Source organism: Actimicrobium sp. CCC2.4, assembly GCF_034347385.1.
Lineage (GTDB): Bacteria > Pseudomonadota > Gammaproteobacteria > Burkholderiales > Burkholderiaceae_D > Actimicrobium.
The window spans coordinates 1,267,603-1,279,979 of record NZ_CP133777.1 but is presented as its reverse complement, the minus strand read 5'-3'; the positions used below and the strand labels follow the sequence as shown (position 1 = coordinate 1,279,979).

At 61.4% G+C, this 12,377-nt stretch carries 11 protein-coding genes and 1 riboswitch; of the genes, 7 read left to right on the top strand and 4 right to left on the bottom strand.

What is annotated here, in order from left to right:
- Window positions 1-93 precede the first annotated feature (93 nt).
- The 7 genes from RHM62_RS05940 to RHM62_RS05910 all read left to right on the top strand — a co-directional run bounded on the left by RHM62_RS05940 (window position 94) and on the right by RHM62_RS05910 (window position 6,810).
- Window positions 94-1,821 carry a SulP family inorganic anion transporter gene (locus RHM62_RS05940; protein WP_322124622.1) on the top strand — a complete coding sequence of 576 codons (1,728 nt, stop codon included), beginning with the start codon at window positions 94-96 and terminating at the stop codon, window positions 1,819-1,821.
- On the top strand, window positions 1,818-2,027 hold the full coding sequence (locus tag RHM62_RS05935) for a DUF3460 family protein (RefSeq protein WP_009666064.1): 210 nt from the start codon (window positions 1,818-1,820) through the stop codon (window positions 2,025-2,027). The genes RHM62_RS05940 and RHM62_RS05935 overlap by 4 nt, the downstream gene beginning before the upstream one ends.
- A gap of 2 nt (window positions 2,028-2,029) precedes the next feature.
- A complete protein-coding gene (locus RHM62_RS05930) occupies window positions 2,030-2,848 on the top strand; it encodes a ScpA family protein (RefSeq protein ID WP_322124621.1) in 819 nt (272 codons plus the stop codon).
- Window positions 2,849-2,884: 36 nt separating this feature from the next.
- Complete coding sequence (gene panC / locus RHM62_RS05925; protein ID WP_322124620.1) at window positions 2,885-3,724, top strand: pantoate--beta-alanine ligase; 840 nt, start codon at window positions 2,885-2,887, stop codon at window positions 3,722-3,724.
- A 2-nt stretch (window positions 3,725-3,726) separates the two neighbouring features.
- Window positions 3,727-4,605 (top strand): cobalamin-binding protein, encoded by an 879-nt coding sequence (locus RHM62_RS05920; RefSeq protein WP_322124619.1) that lies wholly within the window; start codon window positions 3,727-3,729, stop codon window positions 4,603-4,605.
- A 24-nt stretch (window positions 4,606-4,629) separates the two neighbouring features.
- Entirely contained in the window at window positions 4,630-5,028 is a 399-nt protein-coding gene (locus RHM62_RS05915; protein WP_322124618.1) for a hypothetical protein, read from the top strand.
- Between the two features lie 75 nt (window positions 5,029-5,103).
- Window positions 5,104-6,810, top strand: a complete 1,707-nt coding sequence (locus RHM62_RS05910) for a methyl-accepting chemotaxis protein (RefSeq protein ID WP_322124617.1) — start codon at window positions 5,104-5,106, stop codon at window positions 6,808-6,810.
- 107 nt (window positions 6,811-6,917) lie between these two features.
- On the opposite strand, the gene RHM62_RS05905 is transcribed toward RHM62_RS05910, so the two are convergent.
- The 4 genes from RHM62_RS05905 to RHM62_RS05890 form a co-directional block, all read right to left on the bottom strand.
- The gene (locus RHM62_RS05905) at window positions 6,918-7,883 is read right to left on the bottom strand and encodes an IS110 family transposase (protein WP_322124616.1); all 966 of its coding nucleotides are present in this window, start codon (window positions 7,881-7,883) and stop codon (window positions 6,918-6,920) included.
- Window positions 7,884-8,246: 363 nt separating this feature from the next.
- Window positions 8,247-9,005, bottom strand: coding sequence for an ABC transporter ATP-binding protein (locus tag RHM62_RS05900; protein ID WP_322124615.1), 759 nt, complete (start codon window positions 9,003-9,005; stop codon window positions 8,247-8,249).
- Window positions 9,002-9,970, bottom strand: coding sequence for a FecCD family ABC transporter permease (locus RHM62_RS05895; protein ID WP_416172291.1), 969 nt, complete (start codon window positions 9,968-9,970; stop codon window positions 9,002-9,004). The genes RHM62_RS05900 and RHM62_RS05895 overlap by 4 nt, the downstream gene beginning before the upstream one ends.
- A 7-nt stretch (window positions 9,971-9,977) precedes the next feature.
- Complete coding sequence (locus tag RHM62_RS05890) at window positions 9,978-11,864, bottom strand: TonB-dependent receptor plug domain-containing protein (RefSeq protein ID WP_322124614.1); 1,887 nt, start codon at window positions 11,862-11,864, stop codon at window positions 9,978-9,980.
- A gap of 87 nt (window positions 11,865-11,951) precedes the next feature.
- A riboswitch (cobalamin riboswitch) is annotated at window positions 11,952-12,173 on the bottom strand.
- Window positions 12,174-12,377: the final 204 nt, after the last annotated feature.

Below are 12,377 nucleotides of genomic sequence, written 5' to 3'. Positions count from 1 at the left end.
TTTCCTGCTTTCCCTTGAAACCCGGCACGACTCCCGTGCACAATGGCCTGACCCGCAGGCCGGACCTGTCGCCTGCTTTTCCAGGGGCCTGGCATGTCATCTTTTCGCTTCCGGTTTCATCCGACCCTGCTCGACACGCTGGCCGACTATAGTCCGCAGCGACTGCGCAAGGACATCATTGCCGGTATCACCGTCAGCGTCGTCGCGCTGCCACTGGCGATGGCCTTCGCGATTGCTTCCGGGGTCAAGCCGGAAGCCGGCTTGTTCACCGCCATCATTGCCGGCTTTCTGATTTCAGCATTGGGCGGGTCGCGCGTGCAGATAGGCGGACCGGCCGGTGCCTTCATCGTCGTCATCTACGGCATCATCGACAAATACGGCCTGGCCAACCTGCTGATCGCCACCAGTTGCGCCGGCATCCTGCTGTTTGCGATGGGCATGTTCCGGCTCGGCTCGCTGATCCGCTACATTCCGCTGCCGATCGTGATCGGCTTCACCAACGGCATTGCGGTACTGATCGCGCTATCGCAGCTGAAGGATTTTTTCGGACTCAGGATCACTCGCATGCCGGGTGATTTTTTTGCCCAGTTGCGCATGCTGGTGCAGCATGCCTCGACCACCCACTGGCCGTCGCTGCTGCTGGCACTGCTGTCGCTGTTGCTGCTGATCGGCTGGTCGCGGCTGGCGCGTTCGTCGCTGGACCCCGGCCTGCCGCATCCACGCTGGCGGCAGCGTTGCAGCATCGTGCCGGGCAGCGTCGTGGTGCTGTTGCTGGCGACACTGGCCAGCGCGCTGCTGGCCTTGCCGGTCGAGACCATCGGCAGCCGCTTCGGCGGCATCCCGCAAGGCTTGCCGGTGTTCGTGCTGCCGGACTTCAGCTGGGAACTGGTCAAGCAATTGTTCGCACCGACCTTGACGATCGCCTTGCTGGGCGCGATCGAATCGCTGCTCTGTGCCCGCATCGCCGATGGCCTGATCGATACCCGCCATGACCCGAACCAGGAATTGATGGCGCAGGGCGTGGCCAATTTCGTCACGCCTTTTTTTGGTGGCTTGCCGGCCACCGGCACCATCGCCCGCACCGTCACCAATATCCGCAGCGGCGCGACCTCACCGGTCTCCGGCATCGTCCATGCGCTGACGCTGCTGATGCTGATCCTGTTCGCCGCGCCGCTGGCCACCGATGTTCCGCTGGCGACGATGGCGGCGATCCTGATTTACATGGCATGGAACATGGGCGAATGGCACGAGTTTGTCCGCTTGCGACGGCTGTCGATGCCGTACCGCATCCTGATGCTGGCGACGTTTTTTCTGACCGTGATTGTCGACCTGACCACCGCCGTCGAAGTCGGGCTGGTGCTGGCCTGCGTGTTCTTCATCTACCGGATTTCCGACCTGACGCAGATCGCGCCCATCACGGTTCCTGGCCCGTTGCCGGGTGTGCGGGCCTATTCGATCTATGGCTCGCTGTTCTTTGGCGCAGTCGGCAAGCTCGAACTGCTGATCGAAGCGCAAGCCGTGCCGCAACGGGTACTGATCCTCGAACTGCATCAGCTGATCAGCATCGATTCAACCGGCCTCGATGCACTCGATACGGTGCGCCGGGCCTTGCACCGGCATGGCGGTCAGCTGATCCTGTGCGGACCCAACCGGCAACCGCGCGCGCAGATTGAGCGCTCCGGCTTTCTCGACCGGCTGGGCGAAAACAATTGCGTCGACAGTATCGATGCAGCCTATGCGCGGGCCCGCATTTTCAGCGCCGCCAGTGACGAACAAGGTAAAATGCCCGCTGCCGCCAACCAGTCGCAAAGAGCCCCATGAAATTCACCAAGCAATTCCAGCGCTACGAATCCGAGATCACGCTCTTCATCGCCGACCTCAAAAAGAAAAATCCGCAACTCGAAGAACAGCAACGTGCCGGCCGTGCCCTGCTGTGGGACAAGGCACCGCGCGACCTCGATAGCCAGGACCGCACCAACGACTCGAAAGTCGCGCAACAGCCGTACGTGTACCAGAACAAGCTGTAACGATGCGCGCAGTGTCGCCTGCGCTGGCGCTTGTTCCGGAGGATGGCAACGGCTATGCGCGCCTGTATGGTGAGCCGCTGTTCAAACTGCCCAACGACCTCTACATTCCGCCCGATGCGCTGGAAGTTTTTCTGGACGCGTTCGAGGGTCCGCTCGATTTGCTGCTGTACCTGATCCGCAAGCAGAACTTCAATATTCTCGATATTCCGATGGCCCAGGTGACCCGCCAGTATCTGGCATACGTTGACCAGATCCGCCTGAGCAATCTCGAGCTGGCTGCCGAATATCTGCTGATGGCGGCGATGCTCATCGAAATCAAATCGCGCATGCTGCTGCCGGTGCGCAAGGCCGATAACGACGACGCCGGCGATCCGCGCGCCGAGCTGGTACGTCGCCTGCTCGAATACGAACAGATGAAGCTGGCGGCCTACCAGATCGATGCGGTGCCGCAGGTCGGCCGCGATTATTTCCGCCCGCAAATTTATATCGAGCAGGCGCTGGTGACGCGCTGGCCCGACGTCGCGGTGATCGATCTGCAAGCGGCCTGGGCTGATGTGATCAAGCGTACCCGGCTCACCGAGCATCACAAGATCAGCCGCGAAGAACTCTCGGTGCGCGAGCACATGAGCGCCATCCTGCGCCGCCTGCAAAGTCAGCGCTTCGTCGAATTCACCGAGCTGTTCGAGCCCTCGCGCGGCATTCCGGTGCTGGTGGTGAACTTCGTCGCGCTGCTGGAACTGGCCAAGGAAAGCCTGATCGAAATTACCCAGGCCGAACCGTTTGCGCCTATCTATGTCCGGCTGGCGTATTCGCCCGGCTGATTCCTCTCCTCCTTTTTTCCCTGCTTTTGGATATCCATGAAAATCATTTCCTCGATCGACGATTTGCGCGACCAGTTGCGCGGCCAGTTGCGTACTGCCTTCGTTCCCACGATGGGCAATCTGCATGACGGCCATCTGTCGCTGATCAGGCTGGCCAGGAAACATGGTGATCCGGTGGTCGCATCGATCTTCGTGAATCGGCTGCAGTTCGGGCCGAACGAAGACTTCGACAAGTACCCGCGTACCTTCCAGTCGGATGTCGAGAAGCTCGAAAAAGAAGGCGTCTACGTGCTGTTCGCGCCGACCGAAAAAGACCTCTACCCCGAGCCGCAGGAATTTCGCGTGCAGCCGCCCGATGATCTGGGCAATACGCTGGAAGGTGAGTTCCGGCCGGGGTTTTTTACAGGTGTCACCACCGTCGTGCTGAAGCTGTTTTCGTGCGTGCAGCCGAGCGTGGCCGTATTCGGCAAGAAGGATTACCAGCAGCTGATGATCGTGCGGAACATGTCACGCCAGTTCGCACTGCCGACCACCATCATCGCTGCCGAGACCTTTCGCGCCGACGATGGGCTGGCACTGTCGTCGCGCAATATGTACCTGTCGGAACAGGAACGTGCCACCGCGCCGCAGTTGTATCAGGCACTCAATGCGATGGCCGCCGAAGTGCGCGCCGGCCAGCATGACGTGGTTGCGCTGGAGCGCCACGCGATGGGTCTGCTGACGGCCAACGGCTGGCAGCCGGACTACATGTCGGTGCGCCGTCGCTCGGACCTACAGGCACCGAGCACCGACGAAATCGTGCGCGGCGAACCGCTGGTCGTGCTGGCCGCCGCCAGACTCGGTGCGACACGCCTGATCGATAACCTCGAAGTGTGACGATGCCGCGACTACTGATCGCGTTGTTGCTCGCCACATCAGGCGCGCTCGCCGGGGCCGCACCGGTGTCGGCCACCGATGATGCCGGCCACCCGATCCGGCTTGATGCACCGGCGCGCCGCATCATCAGCCTGGCACCGCACGTGACCGAATTGCTGTTTGCCGCCGGTGCCGGCGCGCGTCTGGTCGGGGTCAGCGATTACAGCGATTTCCCGCCGGCGGCCAAAATAATCGGTTCGGTCGGCGGTGCTGCGGCACTCGATATCGAGCGTATCGTGATGCTCAAGCCCGACCTGGTGGTGGCCTGGGGCAGCGGCAATTCGGCCTCGCAACTGGCACGCCTGCGCGCCCTCGGCATCGCGGTTTTCGACAGCGAACCACGCGATTTCGCGACGATCGCGTCGTCGCTGGAACGGCTGGCAACGCTGGCCGGCAGCGAAGCCACCGGCCACGCTGCGGCGCGCGATTTCCGGGTGCGACTGCAGACACTGACCAGTACCTACCAGCGGCGCGCGACCGTGCCGGTGTTCTACCAGATCTGGCGCGCGCCGCTGATGACGCTCAATGGACAGAGCATGGTGTCGTCAGCGATCCGGCTTTGCGGTGGTAACAACATCTTCGCGCAGCTACCGCAACTCGCCCCCGTGATCGGTGCCGAAGCGGTACTGCAAGCCAATCCCGAAGTCATCCTGACCGGCGGTGACGACGAGGCGGCTGCACTGGCCGACTGGCGTCGCTTTCCATCGTTGCTGGCCGTGCAGCGCAACAACCTGTTCGTCATCAATGCCGACTGGCTGGCCCGCAGCGGCCCGCGTCTGCTCGACGGCACCGAGCTGCTGTGCCGCCAGCTCGACAGCGCGCGCCGCAAACGTCCCTCCTAAGCGACTCCCGATAAAAGGACCACCATGCTGATCGTCATCTACCTGTTACTGATGCTGCTCAGTCTGGTGCTATGGATCTGGCTGATCCGACGCATATGGCGCGTCAGTCCGGCTGCAGCAGGTGCCTCGTTCTTTTTGTTGCTTCCGGGTATTTACTGGAGCTGGAAACTCTGGAATGATCCGGTAGCGCGCATTCGACTACCAGCTATCGCTAATCTGGTCATTACCGTGATCCTGCTGGCCATGAGCTATCAGATCGGTGACACCGCCGTGCAAGATTTTCTGCAGCGCGCAGCCGCGCCACAAGCGCAGTCGGGACCACCGCATACCGACATGAACGTCTGGTGCAGGGAAAAATACGGCACGCACTTCGACACCAGCCGCAGCGCCTGTACAGCCCGGAATCCGCCATCGGCGCAGTAAAAAACATAAAAAAGTTTCTGTCAGAGTCCCCGACCTGGCAGGAAAATATCGATCCCGTTGCAGGAGCTAATTGCCATGATCCCCTCCAAAATGACTGTTGCATCCCGGCTTGCGCTGGCCTTTTCGACCATCCTGTTGCTGCTGCTGTGTGCGGCCGGCATCGGCATCTGGTCGCTGCAAGGCGTCGGCGAGATCGCCGGCAAAATGATGTCCACGACGATGGTCAAGGCCGGGCTGGTGCAGGAATGGCATGCGGCGACCCATCTGAACGGTGCGCGTCTGATCACGGTATTAAGCGGTAATGACGCTGCCATACAAAAGAAAACTGAAGCGGACATCAAGGCCACGTCAGCCCGCATCAGCGAAATCCAGAAGCAGCTCGAGACGCTGAAAAATGAGACCGAGGCACCGGTCTATACCGAAATCGGCGAGCGCCGCAGCGCCTACATCAAAGCCCGTACTACCGCCTTCAGTGCAAAAAAAGAAGGCAATGACGAGGCCACCAAAGCCGCAATCGGCGGCCAGCTCGAACCTGCGCTGGCGGCGTATCTGACCACGCTGGACAAACTGGCCAACCAGCAACGCGCCACGATCGACGACGCCAAGGCGGAAGTCGCCCGGCGCGGCCATTCCGGACAATTGCTGATCGCCGTGTTCACCGGCATTGCCTTGCTGGCCGGTCTCGCTTCCGCCATCCTGATCACGCGCGGCTTGCTGCGCCAGCTCGGTGGCGAGCCTGGCTATGCGATGCAAGTCACCGCCAATATCGCCGCCGGCGACCTGCACTCGCCCATCGACCTGCGTCCGGGCGACCAGTCCAGCCTGCTGTTTGCACTGAAAACCATGCGCGACCGGCTCGGCGAAATCGTCGGGCAGGTGCGTGTCGGTACCGACACGATCGCCAATGCCTCCGGCGAAATCGCCAGCGGTAACATGGACCTGTCGGCCCGTACCGAAGCCCAGGCCGGTTCGCTGGAACAGACCGCGTCATCAATGGAAGACCTGATTTCGACGGTGCGCCAGAATGCCGACAATGCCCGCCAGGCCAACAGTCTGGCCGCCAGTGCCTCGGCAGTGGCGGTGCGTGGCGGTGCGGTCGTGGCCGAAGTCGTCGGCACGATGACCTCGATCAATGACTCGTCGAAGAAGATCGTCGATATCATCGGCGTCATCGACAGCATCGCGTTCCAGACCAACATCCTCGCGCTCAATGCCGCCGTCGAAGCAGCCCGCGCCGGTGAACAGGGTCGCGGTTTTGCCGTCGTCGCGGCCGAAGTGCGCAGCCTGGCGCAGCGCTCGGCAACCGCCGCAAAAGAAATCAAGGGATTGATCAGCGATTCGGTCGACAAGGTCGATGCCGGCGCCCGGCTGGTCGATCAGGCCGGCGTGACGATGGATGAAATCGTCACCAGCGTGCAGCGTGTCACCGACATCATGGGCGAGATCTCGTCGGCCAGCGCCGAACAGACCCGTGGCATCGAGCAGATCAACATGGCCATCACCGAGATGGATGACGTCACTCAACAGAACGCAGCGCTGGTCGAACAAGCCGCTGCCGCCGCGCAAAGCATGCAAGACCAGGCCCATCATTTGTCGGACGTGGTCAGTATTTTCCGGCTGGACGGGACGAGTCCACCGCTGCAGGTCGCGGCCAGAAACGGCACGGTGGCTGCCGTACGCCTCCCCGTCGCCAGGAAAGCATTGATCGCACGGGCAGCAGGTGCTTCCTCGCTGGCGGTGAAGAAACCTACCGTTGCCAACGACGACTGGGAAGAATTTTAAAAGTCAGGCGCTGATCTGGTACGCAGCCGGTGCAATGCCCTGCGGTTATTGCACCCTACCCGAAGAGCCATCGTATCGCCCCCCGGACGTAGATACTGTTATGCCGGTCAACTGCCATGCAGCGCAGGATCGAAAGATTTTCCTGATTTGAGGACACCAAAGACGACATGAACAAGTTTTCGCATCATGGCGCCAATAATGAGCATGGGCGGTTTTCCGGAAGCGGCTAAGCGCGCGCGAAAGGATTTGCCCCATGCTGTTTTGTACAAGGTCACCATTGCTGGCATGTAAAGCGCCTTGCGCAAAAAGGAATGGCCGACTTTGGACATGCGGGGCTTGGCTTTGACGCTGCTGCCGGACTCGTGCTGGCGCGGATCAAGGCCAGCAAACGCGACCGCCTTTCTGGCGTTATCAAAGCGTTGGGTGTCGGCATAAAAGGCCAGCAGAACAGCAATGGTACGTTCGCCCAAGCCCGGAATACTATCAAGCAGAGCCTGCTTGTCCTTGAGGTCAGGATCGTCGTTCATATGATTCTTGATCATGGCACTAAGTTTCTTGATCTCGGTATCAAGCCAGGTGATATGCCCGGCGATGCCGTCTTGTACCGCGTCGCGTGCTACGTCAAGCCGGTTGCTCTCCTGGGTGCGCATGTTCTGCAGCGCGTCGAGGCGCAACACCATGGCGCGCAAGGCCTGTTCGGCGGGTGATGGCGCTTGCCAGGCGTCGGGGCAACGTTCGACGCAGAATGCCGCAATTAGCTGCGCATCGACGCGATCGGTCTTGGTGCGCACCATGCGGGAGGTGCCAAACGCCTTGATTTGAGCAGGATTGATGACGCTGACGACCATGTTCTGGCTAGCCAGATACTCTGCGACGGCTTCCCAGTAGACCCCGGTGGCTTCCATACACACATGAGGCAGCGTTGCGCCGTGCTTGTTGAGCCATAGGCTCAACGTCGTATAACCGGCGGGCGTATTGGCAACGACTTTGTTTCTGTATTTGCCATCAGGCATGCGCAGGGCGCAATCAAGTTTGGCTTTTGCGACATCGATTCCCAAATGATATTTGTGCATACAACATCCTCTCGTGATCTACCTTGTGAATGCGGGCTACCGGCAAGCCGGGCCAAAGATACTGTCCGATCTTCATGTGGAGGTGAGCGACTGCTGCAAAAATCTACGACACTGGCGCGAAGCCAAAGGGTGCAAACGGCATCCAGCCACTCGATCTTGAGGTGCCCCTCAAGAACTGCTACAGCTTTATCCCGGCAGTGCCGCGCCGGCATAACTTCAAAACTAAACCAACTTCAAAACTAAGACAACTTCAAAACTAAGACAACTTCAAAACCATAATACAAGGGTGCAATAACCAACGGGCATTGGCACCACATGCCCTGGCGAACGCCGGAAAACCTCATCAAAATCCGGACCACAGCGCTACCCCGCAATAAAGCTGCGCATCCCCTGCCCTTCCAGCACCCGGAAAGCGCAACCGAAAGCCGGCTCCAGCACCGCCGGCACCAGCACGGCGTCGACCGTGCCGCTCCAGCTACGATCCGCGCCCAGCACCAGCACATGGGTCGCAAAGCGCGCCGCCAGGTTGATGTCATGGCAGTTCATCACCACCGCATGCCGCTCGCTGAGCTGGCGCACCAGTGCCAGCATTGCCAGCTGGTGCGCCACATCCTGATGCGCGGTCGGCTCGTCAAGCAGCATGATCGCCGGTGCCTGTACCAGCAGCGTCGCCAGCGCGACGCGCTGGCGCTCGCCACCCGATAACTGCAGCACGTCACTACCGGCGCGACCGCCCAGATCGACGCTATCGAGCGCCGCACGGGCGGCAGCGATATCGGCATCGGTATCCCAGCCGCGCCCGATGCGATACGGCGTGCGACCGATCAGCAACGTTTCGAGCACCGACATCGAAAACGCATCGACATGTTGTTGCGGCATCAGCCCGCGCAAGCGTGCCAGCGCCAGCGCAGGAATCGCCGGCAACGCCACCTCGTCGATCAGCACCCGTCCGGTCGACGGTCGCAGCAAGCCGGCGATCGTATGCAGCAGGCTGGTTTTGCCGACGCCATTGCGCCCGAGCACACACCAGAACTGGCCAGCACTGACTTGCCAGTCGAGCGCGCGGATCAGGGTTCGCCCGCCGATGGTGATGCTGACATGTTCAGCCCGCAGGGAATTCACGCCCGCCCCCGCTGCAGCAGGAACAGAAATACCGGCACGCCGACCAGCGCGGTGATCACGCCGACCGGTAGCTGGGTCGGCGCGACGATGGCGCGCGCCAGCAAATCGGCCAGCACCAGCGCGATGCCGCCACCGAGCGCACAGGCCGGCAACAGCAGTCGCTGGTCATTGCCCAACAGCAGTCGCAATGCATGCGGTACGACCAGCCCGACAAAACCGATTGTGCCGGCCACGGCCACCGCCGCCGCCGTTGCCACCGAGGCCACCAGCAAAGTCAGCGCACGCAGGCGCAGCACCGGCACGCCCAGCAACTGCGCGGCAGCATCGCCATGCGCGAGCACATTGAGCCGTGCCGCATTGGCGCACGACCAGATCACTGCCAGCAACAGCGCGATGCAGGCCGGCGCGTACAGCAAATTATTATCAAGGTCACCCATCAGCCAGAAGATCATCCCGCGCAAGCGCGCGTCCGGCGCCAGGGTCAGCAACAAGGTCATGCAAGCACCAAAACCGGCGGCAATCATCACGCCGGTCAGGATCAAACGAATTCCGGAAACACTTCCCGACAAGCGCAACAACGCGCCCCGGGCCAAACCAAACAGCAAGCCGGTCGCCAGCAGCGCACCGGCCAGCGCACCGACATGTGCGCTCCAGGCCAGCAGCGCGGCAGGTGCCAGCAACATCGCGGTCATCGCGCCGGCGGCCGCACCGCCGGACACGCCCAGCACATACGGATCGGCCAGCGGATTGCGCAGCAAGACCTGCATCAACGCACCGGCCAGCGCCAGCAAGCCACCCACCGCGAACGCCGACAGCGCGCGCGGCAGGCGCAAGGCCCAGACAATATCGGCCGAGCCGGCAAAGCAGCCCGTGCTGCCGCAGGCGACCGCTGCCCCCAGCGCGAGGGCAGCGGTCGCCGCCATCGACAACAGGATCAGCCAGGCGCGCTGCGAGCCGCTATTCACTGCTGCCTCATTGCTGCCAGCGCAAGCCGGCAAACACACCACGTGGTGGCTGGTTGTAGCCATAGATCGTCTGATAATCGCGGTCGAACAGGTTGTCGACCCGGGCGAACAGCGAGACCGATTTCGACAACGCGTAACGCGCGTTCAGGTTGGCCAGCACATAGCCGCCAAGTGAGCGGCTGCCGTCGTTGCGGTTACCGCTGTACTGGACGTCGGCACCGACCCGCAATGCGCCAAAGGCTTGCGCTGCCGAGACCGACGCCAGCGTGCGGGCACGGCGGATCAGAATCTGCTTGGTCGCATCGTCGACCGGCTCTTGCAATGTCAGGCTGGTTTTCAGGTCGACGCTGGCGAGCTTGCCGCTGGCACTGAGTTCGACACCCTGATTACTGGCCTGGGCAATGTTGAAGGTCGGGCAGCCGAACGGATAGGCACCGCTAAAGCAGTTATCCGGATCGATGCCGAACTGGTCTTTGGTGCGGGTCTTGAATACCGTGGCGCGCACCAGTGTGCCGGCGAGCGCGTATTGCGCACCGAGCTCGACCGAGCGTGAGGTCTCGGGCTTGAGCTTGGCATTGCCATTGTCGGGGTCATAGACTTGCGCCAGTGTCGGTGCATTGAAAGCGGTCGACGCGCTGGCGATCAGCTTGAGCGCCGGTGTCAGTGCATAGCCATAGCCAAGATAGCCGGTGGTCTTCGAACCGGAGCCGTCGACCTGATCGTGGCGCACGTTGGCTTGCAGCAGATGGGCATCGGCCTTGCCGCTGATACCGGCGTAGACGCTGGAGGTCGAGCGTGAAGGTGCGTTGCGCGTGATGGCAAAGCCGTCGTCGTTGCTGACGTCGGCTTTTTCATGGCCCAGGTCAGCGCCGGCGATCAATATCCAGTCCGGCGTAAGCGAGATCTCATTATTCCATTGCAGCAGATTGGCCGTACTGTCGTACCGGCTGTCGTAGCCGAAGGCACTGATCGAGATATTGCGGTTGCTCAGACGAGTCTGTGACAAGGTCAGGTTCGACACCCATGACGACGACAATTTGTCGCGCGAAAATAGCGCCAGCGATTGCTGCTTCGATGTGCCCTTGTTGATGTCGGTCGGCGCACCGAAGCCGCCACCGTCATAGGTGAAATTGCCTTCGTTGGCATACAGGCGGATACCGGCTTCGTGTCCTTTGGCCCATTGCTGCGACAACGATACCGAGGCGCTGGTGTTGTCGTAGCCGTTCTTGTCCGGATTTTCATTCGGAAATTGGGTGTGATTCATCGCTGAAAACCCATCAGTGCGGAAGCGCGCTGCGGTCACTGCATAGCGCGTGCCGTCGCTCTGGCCGGCGATGTCGCCGGTGACATTGATGGTGCCGCGCGAACCCGCTTCGACAGTGGCACCGATGACTGGTGTGCGGTCGCCGCGCCGGGTAAAAATCTGGATCACGCCGCCAATGGCACCCGAACCATAAATCGCCGAGACGTTACCGCGTACGATTTCGATGTGGTCGATCTGCTCCGGCAGGATGTGCTCGAGCGCCGCCGATCCCGAGAAGCCTTCGCGCCGCACCGGCACGCCGTCAATCAGGATCAAGGTCTGGCTGGGCGAAGCACCGCGCAGGAAAAACGAGGCCAGTTGTCCCGGTCCGCCGCTCTGGGTAAATTGCAGGCCGGCTTCATTGCGCAGCAGTGTCAGCACATCGATCGCCTGGCTGTTGCGGATGGTATCGCTGGAGATGACCGTGGTGTGCGGCAAGGCATCAGCCTGGCTCTGTTCGATACGGGCTGCGGTCACGACGACCGGTGGCATGCTGGTGTCGGCGAGCGCGCCGGCGGCGACAGAAACCAGAGAGACAAAGGTCAGCGCCCGTGCAGAAGCACGGGAGGTGGGGCGGTAAAAAGTGGGCATGGAAGGCAATCAAACAAGGGAGCACTACGCCAGCTTCCCCGCAGGCGCGGTTAATCAGAAATGCAGCAAACCGGACTTCTCCGATGCTGCGTTTCCACCTGTCCTGGCCGGTATCCGGGCTCCCAAGTCGAACCGCATCACCTTCCCATGCAGCGTTGCACAGTGGTGTTGACATGCGGCCGGCAGAAATCAGTTCTGCGCTTGTTTACCGTTGCGGGGGCAGCACACGCTTGTCCGTGATGAACGCGTGTTTCCCGTTTAACTGCGCATCGGAGACGACGCGCGGGCACCAAAACGCCGCCAGTGTAGTCGTTTGCCGAGAGCAGCGTCAATCAACGCCTGTCAGACGGTCGTGTGGACAAAAAACTGTGATTGCTCAAATGTAAGTTTTTTGTGCCAGTTCCGTTCCTTGGCGCACCGGTTTTTGGGTATCATCGGGGACATTCATGCCTGGCGGGGGACCCTCTGTCACGCATGACAGTCCCGATGCCCGCAGCGCCAGGCGCTGCCGCA